The organism is Gluconacetobacter entanii (assembly GCF_013155425.1).
GTDB classification, from domain to species: Bacteria; Pseudomonadota; Alphaproteobacteria; order Acetobacterales; family Acetobacteraceae; genus Novacetimonas; species Novacetimonas entanii.
On sequence record NZ_JABJWD010000063.1, the window covers coordinates 1 to 16,126 of the forward strand.

Annotated in this window: 17 protein-coding genes; 9 read left to right on the forward strand and 8 right to left on the reverse strand. The window is 63.9% G+C overall.

The features are described 5' to 3' along the window. Positions 1-1,365: OPT family oligopeptide transporter (locus tag HNH97_RS11475; RefSeq protein WP_171790982.1), on the forward strand; the 1,365-nt coding region annotated here is incomplete at its 5' end. A 114-nt stretch (positions 1,366-1,479) separates the two neighbouring features. Next, entirely contained in the window at positions 1,480-3,171 is a 1,692-nt protein-coding gene (locus HNH97_RS11480; protein ID WP_110913051.1) for a M3 family oligoendopeptidase, read from the forward strand. Between the two features lie 96 nt (positions 3,172-3,267). Here HNH97_RS11480 and HNH97_RS11485 read toward each other — a convergent pair whose 3' ends face one another. Continuing rightward, complete coding sequence (locus HNH97_RS11485; RefSeq protein ID WP_171790983.1) at positions 3,268-3,804, reverse strand: thioredoxin family protein; 537 nt, start codon at positions 3,802-3,804, stop codon at positions 3,268-3,270. A gap of 82 nt (positions 3,805-3,886) precedes the next feature. Between HNH97_RS11485 and HNH97_RS11490 the strand changes: the two genes are divergently transcribed. Further along, positions 3,887-4,204, forward strand: a complete 318-nt coding sequence (locus HNH97_RS11490) for a hypothetical protein (RefSeq protein WP_110913052.1) — start codon at positions 3,887-3,889, stop codon at positions 4,202-4,204. A gap of 13 nt (positions 4,205-4,217) precedes the next feature. Here the strand turns inward: HNH97_RS11490 and HNH97_RS11495 are convergent, their stop codons facing one another. Both HNH97_RS11495 and HNH97_RS11500 read right to left on the reverse strand, forming a co-directional pair. After that, the gene (locus HNH97_RS11495; RefSeq protein ID WP_171790998.1) at positions 4,218-5,171 is read right to left on the reverse strand and encodes an SAM-dependent methyltransferase; all 954 of its coding nucleotides are present in this window, start codon (positions 5,169-5,171) and stop codon (positions 4,218-4,220) included. Positions 5,172-5,203: 32 nt separating this feature from the next. Next, positions 5,204-5,581 carry a DUF423 domain-containing protein gene (locus HNH97_RS11500; RefSeq protein ID WP_171790984.1) on the reverse strand — a complete coding sequence of 126 codons (378 nt, stop codon included), beginning with the start codon at positions 5,579-5,581 and terminating at the stop codon, positions 5,204-5,206. A gap of 318 nt (positions 5,582-5,899) precedes the next feature. Between HNH97_RS11500 and HNH97_RS11505 the strand changes: the two genes are divergently transcribed. Further along, a complete protein-coding gene (locus HNH97_RS11505) occupies positions 5,900-6,451 on the forward strand; it encodes a DUF4142 domain-containing protein (RefSeq protein WP_110913053.1) in 552 nt (183 codons plus the stop codon). A gap of 98 nt (positions 6,452-6,549) precedes the next feature. Beyond that, the gene (locus HNH97_RS11510) at positions 6,550-7,116 is read left to right on the forward strand and encodes a cob(I)yrinic acid a,c-diamide adenosyltransferase (RefSeq protein WP_171790985.1); all 567 of its coding nucleotides are present in this window, start codon (positions 6,550-6,552) and stop codon (positions 7,114-7,116) included. On the opposite strand, the gene HNH97_RS11515 is transcribed toward HNH97_RS11510, so the two are convergent. After that, entirely contained in the window at positions 7,117-7,668 is a 552-nt protein-coding gene (locus HNH97_RS11515; protein ID WP_244949413.1) for a gluconokinase, read from the reverse strand. Positions 7,669-8,258: 590 nt separating this feature from the next. Between HNH97_RS11515 and HNH97_RS11520 the strand changes: the two genes are divergently transcribed. Further along, entirely contained in the window at positions 8,259-8,933 is a 675-nt protein-coding gene (locus HNH97_RS11520; RefSeq protein ID WP_171790986.1) for a hypothetical protein, read from the forward strand. A 110-nt stretch (positions 8,934-9,043) separates the two neighbouring features. Further along, positions 9,044-9,526, forward strand: coding sequence for a hypothetical protein (locus HNH97_RS11525; RefSeq protein ID WP_110912198.1), 483 nt, complete (start codon positions 9,044-9,046; stop codon positions 9,524-9,526). Here the strand turns inward: HNH97_RS11525 and HNH97_RS11530 are convergent. The 3 genes from HNH97_RS11530 to gluQRS form a co-directional block, all read right to left on the reverse strand. Then, positions 9,518-10,744 carry a pyridoxal phosphate-dependent aminotransferase gene (locus HNH97_RS11530; protein ID WP_407716824.1) on the reverse strand — a complete coding sequence of 409 codons (1,227 nt, stop codon included), beginning with the start codon at positions 10,742-10,744 and terminating at the stop codon, positions 9,518-9,520. The two genes, HNH97_RS11525 and HNH97_RS11530, sit on opposite strands and share 9 nt — an antisense overlap. Before the next feature lie 16 nt (positions 10,745-10,760). Continuing rightward, positions 10,761-11,963 carry a pyridoxal phosphate-dependent aminotransferase gene (locus HNH97_RS11535; RefSeq protein ID WP_171790987.1) on the reverse strand — a complete coding sequence of 401 codons (1,203 nt, stop codon included), beginning with the start codon at positions 11,961-11,963 and terminating at the stop codon, positions 10,761-10,763. A 135-nt stretch (positions 11,964-12,098) separates the two neighbouring features. Further along, a complete protein-coding gene (gene gluQRS / locus HNH97_RS11540; protein ID WP_171791000.1) occupies positions 12,099-12,965 on the reverse strand; it encodes a tRNA glutamyl-Q(34) synthetase GluQRS in 867 nt (288 codons plus the stop codon). Between the two features lie 223 nt (positions 12,966-13,188). Here gluQRS and HNH97_RS11545 point away from each other — a divergent pair, with 223 nt between their 5' ends. Continuing rightward, positions 13,189-13,749: an HNH endonuclease gene (locus HNH97_RS11545; RefSeq protein ID WP_110912233.1), complete on the forward strand. Its 561-nt coding sequence runs from the start codon at positions 13,189-13,191 to the stop codon at positions 13,747-13,749. A 34-nt stretch (positions 13,750-13,783) separates the two neighbouring features. Here HNH97_RS11545 and HNH97_RS11550 read toward each other — a convergent pair whose 3' ends face one another. Further along, positions 13,784-14,083, reverse strand: coding sequence for a hypothetical protein (locus tag HNH97_RS11550; RefSeq protein WP_390669992.1), 300 nt, complete (start codon positions 14,081-14,083; stop codon positions 13,784-13,786). Between the two features lie 374 nt (positions 14,084-14,457). On the opposite strand from HNH97_RS11550, the gene hpnR reads away from it, so the two are divergent. Further along, a complete protein-coding gene (gene hpnR, locus HNH97_RS11555; RefSeq protein WP_171790988.1) occupies positions 14,458-16,002 on the forward strand; it encodes a hopanoid C-3 methylase HpnR in 1,545 nt (514 codons plus the stop codon). Positions 16,003-16,126 lie beyond the last annotated feature (124 nt).

Consider the following 16,126-nt stretch of genomic DNA (forward strand, 5'->3'; position numbering starts at 1 on the left):
GCGGTCTTTCGTGGGTCATGCGGGTTTTCGCTGGCGATGCTGGGGGCGGGCTACCTCGTGGGGATCGAGGGGGGGCTTGCCATGCTGCTGGGCGCGGTGCTGGCGTGGGGGGTATTCGTCCCGTTCCTGACGGCGCATGAGGCCGACCCCGCCCACCTTGCCCCTGCCGCCCACGCCGCGAGCGTGTGGATGCATGACGTGCGCTTCATCGGCGCGGGCATGATCGCGGTGGCGTCCGTGTGGACACTGGCGCGCATGATGGGGCCGATCGTGCGTGGCATCCATTCCAGCCTGCGCAGCACCTCCGCCGGGGGGGGGGCGAATGACGGCGGTGACCTGCCGCTGCGTCAGGTCGGGCTGCTGGCCGGGGGCATCAGCGTGGTGCTGACGGTCATGTTCATCGCCTTCCTTGCCCCCTTTGGCGGCGTCAGCGCGGGCACCGTCGGGCTGGCGCTGGTGGGCATGCTGTGCTGCATGCTGATCGGCTTCCTCGTCTCCGCGACATGCGGCTACATGGCGGGGATCGTGGGATCGTCATCCTCCCCGATTTCGGGGATCTGCATTGTCGCGGTGATCCTGATTGCGTCGCTGTTCGTCGGCATGCGCGCGCTGGGGCTGTTTCCCGCGTCGGTGGGCGACCATGGCGGCATCGCCTTCTGCCTTTACATCCTGTCCGCGCTGACAGCGTCGGCGGCGATTTCCAATGACAACCTCCAGGACCTCAAGACCGGGCAGCTTGTGGGGGCCACGCCATGGCGCCAGCAGGTCGCGCTGCTGATCGGGTGCGCGACGGGGGCGCTGGTGATCCCGCCGGTGCTCAACATCCTGTACCAGACCTATGGTTTCGTGGGCTACCTGCCGCATCCGGGCATGGACCCGACGCATGCGCTGGCCGCGCCGCAGCCTGCGCTGATGATGATGATCGCATCGGGCATCTTCCTGCACCAGCTTGACTGGAACATGCTGGCGGTTGGCGGGGTGCTGGCGGTCATGGTGATCGTGACCGACCTTGCGCTGCGCCGCCACGGGCGCGCGCTGCCGCCGCTGGCGGTGGGGATCGGCATCTACCTGCCGGCCGCCGTCACCGTCACGCTGGCGGTCGGGGCGCTGGTCAGTTGGGTCTGCGCACGGCGCGGCAGCGACGCCCGCGCGGCACAGATCGGCACCATGCTGGCGTCGGGCATGATCGTGGGCGAAAGCCTGATGGGCGTCGCGCTGTCGGCGGTGGCGGGATTCGCCGGCCGTGACAGCGCCCTGTCGATCATGCCCGCAGGCGTGCCCGCCGCCGTGCCGGACATTGCGGGCGCGATGGTTTTTGCAGGAATGTGCGTGTGGTTTGCCCGCTATGTCCTGCGCGCGCGATAGGGCGGCGAATCGCCATATCCGGCCCCTCGTCGCCCATCACGCCGGGCGGCGGCCATGCCGGGATGGCTGCATCGGGCAATAGACCTCGCCCGCCTATGGTGGCAGACTCGGGGCATGGCACCACGATTCAGCGAACTTGATTTCCCGCGCCCGACCCGCGAAAGGCTGTCCCTGCGGTTCGGGCAGGTTTCCACCCTGCTGGACCAGAACCGGCTTCCTGAGGCGCTGGGCCTGTTCGATACGATCCGCCGCGATTACGAAAGCTGGTCGGCAATGACGGACCTGCGGTTTTCGCAGGATACGACGTCGGCCGCCAACCGGGCGGAACGCGATTACGCGGATTCGCTGACGCCGCATGTCACCGCGTTCGAGGTCGCGATCAAGCGACGGCTGCTCAACGCCCCGGACCAGCAGGCGGTGCGTGCCGCACTGACGCCGCATACGCTGGAACTGTGGCGCACGGACATCACGACCTTCGATTCGCGAATCGCCGACGCGCTGGAGGAGGAAGCCCGGCTGAGCGGTGAATATACCGCGCTGATCGCCTCCGCCCGGCTGTCGATCGAGGACCGGACCGTCAACCTGTCCGGCCTTGCCCCCTATGCCGAAAGCACGGACCGCACTGTACGCGAACAGGCGGAGCGCGTGCGCTGGGCGTTCTTTGCCGACAATGCGCGGCAACTCGACACGCTGTTCGACCGACTGGTGCATGTGCGCGCCGACATGGCCGCGGCACTGGGGTATGACGCCTATACCTCGCTGGCCTACCGCCGGATGCGCAGGGTGGATTACGGCCCGCGCGAAGTCGCGCGCTTTCGCGAGGAGGTGCGCACCCATGTGGTCCCGCTGGTGCAGCGTATCCTTGAGCGCCGCCGCGCCACGATGGGGTGGGAGTGCGTGTATTCGTGGGACGAACCCCTGATCGACCCGCACGGCAACCCGCGCCCCATCGGCGGGCATGACATGCTGGTGGCGCAGGCGCAGGTGATGTTCGACCGCATGGGCGGCGACCTTGGCGGATTCTACCGCCAGATGCGCGAAGGCGGGTTCCTTGACCTGCGCAACCGCGATGGCAAGGCCGGGGGCGGGTTCTGCACCTCCTTCCCCACGGTGGGCATGCCCTTCATCTTTGCCAACTTCAACGGCACGCAGCACGACATCAATGTCTTTACCCATGAAATGGGCCATGCCTACCAGAACTGGAAAAGCCGCAACCTGCCTGCGGTGGACCTGCTGTGGCCGACGATGGATGCGGCGGAAATCAATTCCATGGCGCTGGAATTCCTGACATGGCCGCACATGGACCTGATGGTCGTGCCCGAGGAGGCCGAGCGCTTTCGCCAGATGCACCTGATCGGGTCGCTGTCGTTCCTGCCCTATGGCGTGTGCGTGGATCATTTCCAGCACGAGATCTATGCCCGGCCCGACATGTCGCCCGCCGAACGCCATGAACTGTGGCGGGAGATGGAGCGCCGCTACCTGCCATGGCGCGATTATGGCGGCATCGCCCACCCGTCCGCCGGCGGACGGTGGCAGGCGCAGGGGCATATCTACCGCTCGCCGTTCTACTACATCGACTATGCGCTCGCGCTGTGCTGCGCATTGCAGTTCTGGCAACGCAGCCGCACCGATTACGACCGTGCGCTGCACGATTATGTCGCGCTGTGCGAACGGGGGGGATCGCGACCCTTTACCGGGCTGGTGCTGGAGGCGGGGCTGACCTCCCCGTTCCAGCCCGGCGCGCTTGAGGACACGGTGCGCGAGGCGGCGCGTTACCTCAACATTCCCCTGCCATCAGAAAAGTAGAAGACGTTTTTGGTGAAGCTTTTTCCAAAAAGCTTCGAAAGATGCCGCCTTTTTGAAAAAAGGCGGCACCCAAAAACTTTTGTCCGCTGGTGATTATCAGGTGCGTGCATCCCATTGCGCCAGCAGGTCGATCACCGCCTGCGACGACATCGCGCGCGCATTGCCCAGCGCCGTCAGCCCATCGGCATTGAGCACCTTGCCCTGCGCCGTGACGATCAGCACGGTCGGCACCGCCGAGATCTTCAGCCCATGCTGTTCAAGGAACTCGAGGTTGGTGTTCATGCGTTCGACATTGATCATCACCACCACGAAATGCCGCGCAATCCAGGGGGCCACGGCGGGGTCGTCCATCAACCCGGCAAGGATGCGGCAGTCGGGGCACCAGTTGCCGCCGAAATCCAGCAGTACCTTGCGCCCGGTGGCCCGCGCGGTGTCAAATGCGGCGGCGATCTGTTCGCGCGCCCCTGCCGTCGGGCCATAGGGTTCCGCCGGAACCGCCGGTGTCAGGTCACCGATCTGGGGTGGCGTATCCACGGCCGCGGCCTGCCCCCCGCCGGGGGCCGCGCCAACGCACGCACCCGCCACCAGTCCCGCACGCCACAGGCGCGACATATGCCCGGAACGTCCATACATTGCGTTCACTCCCCTTACGCATCTTCCCGGCAACGAGCCGGACATGACCTGCTCGCCCCTTGAGGAAAGGTAGCCTATCCACATGAAGAACACCGACGCAACAACCAGTACCTCCCTGACGCGTACGCTGGTGAAGACCGGCAGCGTCGTGATCGTCACGATGCTGCTGATGGCCAGCCTGCGCTACAGTGCGACGGTTGCGGGACTTGTGGACCATGTGGCGGGGTCGGACACATGGCTTGCGGTCTATCGCCTGACGGGGGCCGCAGATGAAACCGACCGCGAACGCACCATCATCATGGGCGTGGCGCTGGTGTGCTGCCTGCTTGCCATCGGGATCGTGCAACTCGGGGAGTATGGACTCGAACGCCTGCGCCGGCGGCGGGCGGAACGGTCCTGAACTGTGCGCGCCATCAGGCGACGTGCGGCGTCCCCTCACGCATCCAGAAGAATGTCAGTTCATGCTTGTTGTGCCACAGATGGCGCACCACCCCGCCGGGCAGGGCGGCGAACTGCTCCGCCGTGTCATGGTCCGTCCCGCCCTGGAATTTGATGGTCAGGACCATGCGCGCCACGCGCCCGCTGTCGATCCAGCGCCGCGCCAGCGTCAGCAGGCGCGCGGGATAGGCGATGATGTCCGACAGCAGCCAGTCCACATGCGGCATGCTCTCGGGATCAAGGCCAAAGGCGCTTTCACGGCGGGTCGTCACACCGGGCAGCGCCGCGACACGCGGGTCGAGGTCGGCGCGGTCAATCGCGATCACATCCGCGCCGCACCGGGCGGCCACCCACGTCCATCCCCCCGGCGACGCCCCGAGGTCAAGGCAGGTCTGGCCCGCCTGCGGCCACTGCCCAAGGCGCGTGAATGCCTCCCACAGCTTGAGGTACGCGCGTGAGGGCGGGCCTTCGCGGTCTTCGACGAAATGGACCTCTCCATTGATGAAGGGCGACGTCTTGGTGGGGGAGAGCAGCATCCGCTCCGCCGACAGCAGCGTCCATGCCCCCAGGTGCCCCTGCGGCGGAAGGGCGGGAAACACCAGTGGACGCGCACGCAGCGGCGGCAGGTTCTGGGTGATCAGGGCGGAACGGCGGTGCAGGTCCGGCGCGTATCCGGCCCAGTTGCGCTGTATGGCGCGCAGGTCGCGCGCCGCGCCCTTGATGGAAGCGATGTCGCGCAACTGCGGTGCGGTCCATGTCTCCAGCGCCCATGCGCTGCGCACCGGTGCCTGCGCCGTCAGGGCAAGGCGCCCGTGCCAGCGCACCGCCACGCCCTGGCGGCCGAGTTCGTGTTCCAGCGTTTCCTCGAACCCCGGCGGGGCAAGATAGGCCGCGCCCACCTGCAGGTCCGTCAGGTCGGCGGGCGGCATCCCCTCCGGCGTCGTGCCCGTGTGCGCGGATGTCATGAACGCAGGATCCCCACCGCCAGCAGCAGCCATGACAGCATCAGGATACTGCCCCCCGTCGGCGCCACCGGCCCGAGATGCACGCCGGTAATGGCCGTGAAATAGACCGCGCCACAGAACAGGCACATCCCCAGCGCCATCGCGCATCCCGCCAGCGAGATGAGCCGCTGGCACCCGGCCTGCATCATCAGCACCCCGATGCCCAGCAGCGCCAGCGCGTGCCACATTTCCATCTGTATGGCCTGCCGTGCCATGTCCCGCCCCCCCTGTGCAAAGAACTGGTCCGGCAGGTGGGCGGCAAACGCACCGGCAACCATGCCAAGCAGCGCGGCAAACGCGGCCAGGGACAGTAAAAAGCGAATAACAGTCGGCATCGGGCCATCCATGACAGGGAATACGGACGCCACGGGCGAAAAAGTCCCGTGTGTCCCCCGAGCATGTAGCCTATAAACGCCACATGGCCCATACAGGTCATGACGCCATGTTCCATGCCCGGCACGCATGGAGGCAGATGCTGTGGCGCCCCGCACCCGCGCCATGTGCTGCCCCCGCCCCGCAGCGCAGGCCATGCCCGAAGATCGGTAAAAAGCGGATAAACCCCTTAATGCGGGTTTGTCGGCAGAGGCAAAACTGCTAGACTTTTTCACACGTTCAGCGGGTCGTTCGCATATTTCTCGTTAGGAAAATGATACATGAAAAAATACGCTGCCTGGTTTCTCTGCGCTTCGGTCGCGGCGCTGCCTGTCTCTTCCTTCGCCCGTGCCCCGAAGACCGCAGCACCCCCGGCCCCGCCGCCCTTCACCGATTCAGACACGACCTTCGCCGAGAACGCCACCGAGGTGAACACGTTTGAAATCGAGATTTCACAGCTGGCCACCACGCAGGCGAAGCGCCAGAAAGTGAAGGACATGGCCGCCGACCTCGTCAAGCAGCATACCGACAACCAGAACAAGCTCTCCGCGCTGGCGCTGCAGCACGGGCTTGAACTGAACAAGGACATGAGCACCGACGAACAGCAGATCATCGACCGGCTGAAGACCGAAAAGGGTCACAAGTTCGACCGCGACTACCTCGACATCGAGGCGCAGGCCCACAGCGACGCCCTGGCGATGTTCCAGAACGAAGCCGAATCCGCCAGCGACCCGGACCTGAAGGCCTATTCCTCCGCCACGGCGGACGCGACGCAGGCGCACCTGAACGAAGCGCTCAAGCTCGGCGCGAAGAAGCCGACCGCCACGCACTGAACGGCGTCCGCATCGCCTGCCCCGCCACCACCGGGGGGTAGGCCTGCCTTCTTCGGACTTCACCTTTGACCTGACGCATGATCCCGGGGAAAGATTTTATGGCCATTCGGATCGACCGGGTCGTGACCCGGGGCGGCGACAGGGGACAGACCTCCCTGGGCAATGGCGCGCGTGTTGAAAAAGACGACCCACGTATCGAGGCGCTGGGCACGCTGGATGAGGCCAATGCCGTCATCGGCGTGCTGCGCGCGGCCTGCCCGCCTGAGACGCACGATGCGCGGTTCCTGCGCCGTATCCAGTCACTGCTGTTTGATATCGGCGGCATCGTCTGCCAGCCAGACAGGGGCATCGACGCCTTTCCCGCCGGGGAAGCCGCAATGGATGTCCTGGAAACCGAGATCGAGCGCCTGCGTGCGCACCAACCCCCATTGCGCAGTTTTGTCCTGCCGGGCGGCACGCCTGCGGCGGCACAGGCGCATCTGGCACGCACGGTCATCCGTCGCGCGGAACGCCGGATGGTCAGCCTGCATCGCACGGCCCCCCTCGCCCCGGCCATCCCGGCCTGTCTGAACCGGCTATCGGATTATTTCTTCGTGCTGGGCCGGCATTTCAATGCCGACGGGCACGATGACATCACGTGGCTGCCCGGCAGCTTTTCCGCCTGATCAGCCTGGGGCGCGGTCGGCGGGAACGCAATCGACCACCACCGTGGCCTCATCCCCGCCGGCTTCTTTTTCCAGCGCCCGCAATGCGGCGCATGCGGCGTCGAGCAGGTCCTCGCACGTTGCGCTGGCGTCGAGTTCGAGCACGACCTCGTCATCGCGCGGTTCTTCAAGCGTCGCGAACTGGCTGTCGAGCATGCTTGCCGGCATGAAGTGGTCCGTGCGTTCACGCAGACGCGCACCCACGCCGTCGCGACTGCCCTTCAGGTAGACAAAGCAGACCTGCTCGTGCCGTCCCGAAATGGTCGTGCGATATGCATGCTTCAGGGAGGAACAGGTCACCACGCCCTGCTGGCGCGCGCCGATCCATTGCGCCACCTGCTGTCCGATCTGTTCCAGCCATGGCTGCCGGTCAACATCCGTCAGTGGCGTGCCCGATGCCATCTTGGCGATATTGGTCGCAGGATGCAGGTCGTCCCCCTCCACAAGGGGGCATCCCAGACGTTCCGACAGCATCCGGGCGAAGGTGGATTTTCCACATCCCGAAACCCCCATCACCACCAGGACGCGCGGTACCCCCGCCCGTTTCAGGACCGAGGACGGACGCGCCAGTGTCCCTGCCGTGATGGTCGTGTTGCCCGATATCACTTTCCCATCCCCTTTGCGGTGCCGCCTGAGGGTCCACCGGTTTCTGCGTGTGCATCACCGCGCACATCTCATCTCAACCTGCATAATACAGGAACACATGCGATGTTATCGCCCAGTTACAGCGGGGTTCAATACAGCAGGCCACAAAAAGTCCCATCGCAAGAACATGTGATGGATACATGGCGTAACCAGATCGAAACATTCATTCCCGCACATGAATATATACCTAAATACAGACCATACAGGGATGAATAGTTGAAAACCGGGAGACCGCAGCACCTCCTTCATACAAAAAAGACCATGATCCATACAAAATATGAATACGCCGCAATATCCTGATGGATGCTTGCATTCCTGCCAGAATAAAGGCTACATAGTCGCGAAGTCATTTTCAGGTGCGAAATCTTGGAATATCTCCATTAGGAATAATTTCCTATTCCTGTGGTTGATGTTTTTCCTCCAGATCCTCGGCTTTGTATCTATCAAAGAGTCTGACCGTGTCATCATATAATGAATTCCTGTCCTTCCCCGGTGAAGAAGATCAGGACGCTTCCCCCCACCGCGACGAAGTCAGTGAAGCGCGTGAGGCGCTTGACCGCCTTGGCAAGGAACCGGAGAAGGCCAGGCCTTCGTCTGCGTCCCCGATGCCCCGGCGCCCCACCCAACTCAAGCGCCAGCAGCGCCTGCCCGAAGTCGGCGCACGCCGTCGCAAGTTCGTACAGGATGGCGAAGTACGGGTCGAACACCAGAACATTTCAACACGCCCGACCTCCACACGCACGCTTCACATACAGTCCGACAGTAATGGCGAAGTAGAACAGCTACGCAACAGGCTCCAGATCGAGCAGAAACTGCGTGAAACCGCCGAACGCCAGCGTCAGGAAACACAGGGCAACCTGCGCGGGCTTGAAACCCGCATCGGCCATGCGGAGATCATGCTTGGCGAAGCCAAGAACACGATTGCGCAGAAGAACGAGGAAATCCTCGGCCTCAAGACGGAACTGTACGCGGCACAGGCACAGATCGAGCGCCTGAAGGAAGAAAACGCCGCCGCACGCAAGGCCCGCCTGACGGCACAGCCACGCCGCGCGCCCACCCCTGCTCCCGCAGAGGATGTGGAGACGCAGGAGGATGAAGACGAACCCGTGAAGTGGTGGATCCGCAAGAAATAAACCCGTCATGATCCGGGGCGTTATTTTCCAGGTCTTGCCACAGGCCCCGCGATGGGGCCACCACCACACGGCATGCGTGTCGCACGATATCGGGCATGGAGACAGGACGGATGCATGACCATCCGATAACAGCGGGACAACAGCGACGGATCGGGCTTCTGGTCGTGGCGCTGAGTACAAGCTCGTGCGTCGCCATCCTCCTGCTGATCCCGCTTGTCAGCGGATTCGTCGGCCTGCTGCGTGATGTGCTGAGCGTGCTGATCCTGCCCTTTTCCCTCATGTTCGGGATGAGCGGCACGTCGGTGGACCAGTCCTCCGCGCTGAGCCAGATCATCGACAGCATGGGACATAATGCGGGCCAGCACCCGTGGCGCACCATGATCGGGGCCATGACCGGCGTGGGCGGGGCCTTTGCCTTTGTCATGGCCGAACGTGTTGGCGGGCGCCTGGCCTATGTCACGGCCATGGCGGCCACGGCGGTGGCCATGGGCCTGTGCGGCCTTCCGGCGGCGGCGTTCCTCCTGCCATCTTTGCTGACAGAAGGAATATTCGCGCTGTCCCCGCCCGCGACCGACGGGCAGACGTCAGGTTAGGCCGGCGACGAACATCGCGATCCGCCCGCAGGCATCGACCAGGATTTCATCGGACGTGGCATAGGACAGGCGCAGATACGGTCCCTTGCCGAACGCACTGCCATGGACGACGGCGACATGCTGTTCCTCCAGCAGGGCGATGGCGAAATCCTCGTCCGTTCCGATCAGGCGACCGCCCGCGCTGGTGCGGCCAATGCACGCCGCAATCCCCGGATAGACATAGAACGCGCCAAGCGGCATCGCACAGGTCAGTTGCGGGATCTGGCGCAGCGCGCCCACCACCATCCTGCGGCGCCGGTCATAGGTTTCGCGCATCACCTCCACCACGCCCGATGGCCCGTCGAGGGCCGCGACCGACGCCGCCTGGCTGATGGAGCAGATGCCCGATGTCGAACTGCTCTGGATGCTGGCCATCGCGCGGATCAGGCCGGCAGGACCACCGACATAGCCCACGCGCCAGCCGGTCATGGCATAGGCCTTTGACACGCCATTGAGCGTCAGCACACGCGATTTCAGGTCCGGCGCCACCTGCGCGATGGAGACATGCGCCTGCCCGTCATAGACGAGATGTTCATAAATCTCGTCCGACAGGACATGCACGCGCGGATGACGGCGCAGCACCTCGGCAATCGCCTCAAGGTCGGCGCGGGTGGTCGTCGCCCCCGTCGGGTTGTTGGGGAAGTTGAGCACAAGCCACTTGGTCCGTGGCGTGATCGCCGCCTCCAGCACCGCCGCATCAAGGCGGAACCCGCTTTCCTCCGGGCAGTCCACGAATACCGGGACCCCGCCAAACAGGCTGATGATCAGCGGATAGCTGACCCAGTAGGGGCGCGGGACGATGACCTCGTCCCCCGGATTGACCGTGGCCATGAAGGCATTGAAGATGACCTGCTTGCCCCCGTTGGAGACCATGACCTCCGACGGTTCGTAGGCCAGGCCATTTTCACGCGCGAACTTGCGGATGATCGCGGCCTTCAGCGCGGGCGTGCCCTCCACGGGGGGATATTTCGTCTGCCCGTCGAGCGCGGCGCGGTGCGCGGCCTCGATCACACCTGCGGGCGTGGGGAAATCAGGTTCACCAAGTGCGAGGGAAAGCACCTGCTCCCCCCGCGCCTTCAGCGCGCGCGCGCGCTGGGCCATGGCGATGGTCGCCGGGGTTTCAAGCCGGTCCATGCATCCGGCCAGAAACCCGTCCGAGACCTCGTTACTGCTTGTCATGGTCTTGGTCCCGTCTTCAGCGCAGGCCGCCGCAGAAGCGCTGGATGCGCAGGCAGGCTTCCTTCAGGCTTTCGGTATCGGTGGCATAGGAAATGCGGAAATGCCCCGCGAACATGAAGGCGCTGCCATGGACGGCGGCGACACCTTCCTCATCCAGCAGGGCCGTCACGAAATCCCTGTCGCTGTCGATGCGCGCACCGCCCGCGCTGGTCCTGCCAAGGCAGCCACGCAGCGAGGGAAACACATAGAACGCGCCTTCGGGCGTTGCGCAGTGCAGGCCGGATGCCTGGTTGAGCATGCTGACCACAAGGTCGCGCCGCTCCTGGTAGGTCGCGACCATTTCCGCGATGAAGTCCTGCGGGCCGCTCAGCGCCTCAAGCGCTGCCGCCTGGCTGATGGAGGACGGGCCGGAGGTGGACTGCCCCTGCAGCTTGTTCATCGCACGGATCAGTTCGACAGGTGCGGCCGCGAACCCGATGCGCCAGCCGGTCATGGCATAGGCCTTCGACACGCCGTTCATCGTGACGGTGCGGTCCCGCAGGCGCGGTTCGACCTGCACGATGGTGGCGGGTTTGAACCCGTCATACACCAGCTTGTCATAGATATCGTCGGTCAGGATCCAGATATCGGGATGGCGCAGCAGCACATCGCACAGCGCGCGCAGTTCCTGCGCGTCATAGGCGGCACCGGTCGGGTTGTTGGGGGAATTGAGCAGCAGCCACTTGGTACGCGGCGTGATCGCGGCCTCCAGGTCGGCGGGGCGCATCTTGAACCCGTGTTCGGCCATGCACGGCACGACAACCGGCGTCCCTTCGGCCAGGGCGACGATATCGGGATACGAAACCCAGCACGGGGCCGGGATGATGGCCTCGTCTCCCGGATTGATGGTCGCGACCATCGCGTTGTAGATGACCTGCTTGCCCCCGTTGGAGACAATGATCTCGTCCGACGTGTAATCCAGCCCGGAATCAAGGCGGAACCGTTCGGCCACGGCCTTGCGCAGCGCGGGCGTGCCGGCGACGTCGGTATATTTCGTCTGCCCGGCGTCGATGGCGCGGATGGCCGCCTGCTTGATGTTGGCGGGCGTGTCGAAATCGGGCTCGCCCGCCGAAAGGCTGATAATGTCCTTGCCCGCGGCTTTCAGTTCACGTGCCTTGGTGGAAATGGCGATCGTCTGGCTGGGGCTGATCCTGTCAAGACGGGCGGCGATAAGATCCATGAGACCGAGATCCATATGACATGAAGTTACCGTTCCTTGCTGGAACGTCCGGTTGGGAACCCTAGTGCGAAGCCGTCGCCGTGAAAACAGCACAAATGCACCACTCCCATGTTTGCCCGCCACCGGGGCGCCCGCTCATGCCATGACGGGGCCGGGGTCGCCCGCCGCGGCGCGCACGGCCTGCGCGCTCATCCCCGCCGCACGCATCGCGGCGATGGTCATGGCCCGGTCACGCTTGGCCAGCCTGCGGCCCGAGGCATCGCACAATAGCGGGTGATGGGCGTATTCCGGCGCCGTCCAGCCCATAAGGTGCTGCAAAAGGCGATGCAGGGAGGTCGCGGGACGCAGGTCCTCGCCGCGCGTCACCAGCGTGATCCCCTGCAACGCATCATCATGCGTCACACATAAATGATAGGACGCCATCACGTCCTTGCGCGCCAGCACCACATCCCCAAACAGTTCGGGATGGCAGCGCTGTGGCCCTTCCCCACGTTCATGCCATGTCAGGTCGCGCGCACCGGGCACCGACAGCGCGCGTTCCATGTCCAGGCGCATGGCGTGCGGTGTCCCCGCCGCCAGCAGCGCCGCCCGCCGCGACGGGGACAGGTGGCGGCAGGTCCCCGGATAGACCACGCTGCCATCGGGGGCATGGTGCGGGGCATGGGCGGAGGCGGCGATTTCGTCCGCGATGTCACGCCGCGTACAGAAACACGGATAGACCAGGCCCCGCGCGCCAAGCCGCGCCAGCACCGCCGCGTAATCCGCAAGGTGCCGCGACTGCCAGCGCACAGGTTCGGGCCATTCCAGCCCGAGCCAGCGCAGGTCATCCATCAGGTCGCGGGCGAATGCGTCACGGCAGCGGCCGGGATCTATGTCCTCGATCCGCAGCAGGAAACGGCCCCCCGACTCGTTTGCGGCACGCCACCCCGCAAGTGCCGAGGCGACATGCCCCAGATGCAGCCCCCCGGTGGGACTGGGGGCGAAGCGGGTGATGTCAGGCATTTTCGACACGATAACAGTCAGGTAGCAAGGAATGTCCCCATATGGTCCGCACGGGCCGGGAAGAATGGCGCGAATATTCGCCCCGTCCATCCCTTGCCACATGGGATGAGGTCTGCAATAGATTCGGGGCAGTTACTTCATGACGGCGCACATGATCGGCGTTCGGTTCAAAGTAAAGGACGCCTGAAGACTTGTGTGGCGGCATCACCTCAAGGATGCGCCCGTGCTTTCTGACAGTCAACATTTCCCGGCCCTCGTCCTGAACGCAGATTTCCGGCCCCTGTCCTACTTCCCGCTTTCGCTGTGGTCCTGGCAGGATGCGATCAAGGCGGTCTGGCTCGACCGGGTTTCGGTGCTGAGCGAATATGACGAAATCGTCCATTCCCCGTCACATGAGGTCCGCCTGCCCAGCGTCATCGCGCTGAAGGATTACATCCAGACCGCGCGACGCCCGGCCTTCACCCGGTTCAACGTCTTCCTGCGCGACAATTTTTCCTGCCAGTACTGCAATACACGCCTGCCGACGCACGAACTGACATTCGATCATGTCATTCCCCGATCCAAGGGGGGGCGCACCACATGGGAAAATGTCGTGACCGCATGCAGCCCGTGCAACCTGCTGAAGGGATCCTACATGCCGCATGAACTGCGGATGTATCCCTCCCGCACGCCACAGCAGCCCAGCAGTTGGCTTTTGCAGGATAACGGACGGTCCTTCCCGCCCAATTACCTGCATGAAAGCTGGCGCGACTACCTTTACTGGGACAGCGAACTCGAAAACTGACGCCGCGGGCGCTGGTCCGCGCCCGCCGCGCGGATCAGCGGGTGTAGCTGTATCCGTATTCGTCCGCCTGCTTCTGCAGGTCGGGCGCGCCGTGCAGGTTCAGCGGGATGGGCTGCGGATTCTTCGAGCCGATCGCAAAGTTATGATCGGTCATGCGCTGGCATGTATTGGCCGCAAGTGGGAAGCTCAGATGCATCTGCGTGCCCAGTTCCTTGCGCAGGCAGCGGACATCGCTTTCATACGGCATGCGCCCGATTTCGGCGGAACATCCACCCAGCGCCATCGCCCCGCCGCATGCCAGCAGCATCAATGGACCCGTCACTTTTCGCAGCATCTTGCGCTTCATCTCGCCCCCGGAGGTTGACGCGGGAGTGTGACATGAAAGCCCCCGCCGCGATAGGCCCGCACATGCGCGACGCCAGCCCAGCCCTTCGTTTTTCGCATAGGTCATGGCCCGGCGCACCCGACCGCCATTTCATGCGCCGGCCGCACACCGATATATCATCAGCGCATAGGTGATATAACTGTGAATTAGGTGACATTATGGTCTTATATTGTCACCCTTCGTAGCTTATCCGGTTTTTTTATAATTGGGTGCGATTTATAAAAACGTCAAATACCGCCGTGGGAAGCCTGTAAATTTTCCTCTGGATTGCGTATGTGGACGTCCGCACATGCCCTGCCCCCACCCATGCCCGAGGTGAAATAATGAGATTACTGGCCGTTCATCCAAGTTCGCTGATGTACACAAAAGTATTTTTGCGACTGGAACCGCTGGGCCTGGAACTTGTCGCGGGCGCTGCGCGTGACAAGGGGCACGAGGTCGATATCATCGACCTCCAGGTGGAAAATCACAACGATTACTGGGAACGCATCGACAAATTCCGTCCCCACGCGATCTGCTTTTCGGGCAACTACCTTGCGAACGTTCCCGAAATCATCGACCTGTGCAAGGAAACGCGCAAGCGCCTGCCCAATGTGTTCCTGTTCATTGGCGGCCACTCCATCTCCTTCATCGCGCGCGACGTGCTGGCGCTGTCCGACGGGGCGATCAACTGCGTCCTGAAGGGCGAAGGCGATGCGACCGTCGGCCTTCTGCTTGCCGCATGGGAAAAGGGCGAGGACCTGCTGACCGTGCCGGGCGTCGTGACGATGGATGGCGACGGGCCGCCGCCGATCTTTGTCGAAAACCTCGACGGGGTGCGCCCTGCGCGCGACCTGCTGCGCCATCGCCGCAAGTATTTCATCGGCACGCTGGACCCCGCCGCCTCCATCGAATTCGCGCGTGGCTGCCCGTGGGACTGCACGTTCTGCAGCGCATGGACGTTCTATGGCCGCTCCTACCGCACCGCGAGCGCGGAAGTGATCGGCCAGGAACTGCAGGAGATCAAGGAACCCGGCATCTTCATCGTCGATGACGTGGCCTTCGTGCATGCCGAACACGGCATGGCCATCGCCGCCGAGGTCCGCCGGCGTGGCATCAAGAAGGAATACTACCTTGAAACCCGCGCAGACGTGCTGCTGCGTAACAAGGACGTCTTCCGCGAATGGAAGGAAATCGGCCTCAGCTACATCTTCATCGGCCTTGAAGCCGTTGACGCCGAGGGGTTGAAGCGCTTCCGCAAGCGCGTGTCGATGGACCGAAATTTCGAGGCGCTGGATTACGCCCGTTCGCTCGACCTGATCGTCGCGATCAACCTGATCGCCGATCCGTCATGGGACCGCGAGCGTTTCGAGGTCATCCGCCAGTGGTGCCTGGAAATCCCGGACATCGTCAACCTGTCGGTCACGACGCCTTATCCCGGCACCGAGATCTGGGAAAGCGAATCGCGCAAGCTGACGACACGCGACTACCGCCTGTTCGACATCCAGCACGCGGTCATGCCGACCACCCTGCCCCTGCGCGAGTTCTATGAGGAACTGGTGAAGACGCAGCAGGTGCTCAACAACAAGCATCTGGGCTGGGCCGCAATCAAGGACACGCTGGGCATCGCGCTGCGCCTTGCGCTGCGTGGGCAGACCAACTTCCTGACCATGATCTGGAAGTTCAACTCGGTCTTCAACCCGGACCTGCAGATGGCCGACCATGCGCGCAAGCCGGTCTATGAAATGCCGTTGAAGCCCGATGGCACCAACCAGAAGGTTGACCGCAAGACGCTGTATGTCCACGGCCCCGCCGGGCGCAAGTCGCGCAAGCTGGACGACGATACCGAAAAGTTCGTCGATGAAACCCGCATGAGCACGGTGGACTGACGTCCCCCACGCCCGGTTTCGTGGCATGATCCGGACGGCCTGGCGCGGGTGGGGTTGCATTGGCTATCGCCTGCGCCAACATGCGGGGCACGCGCCGGTTGGCAGGTTTCGACCGGGCGTGACA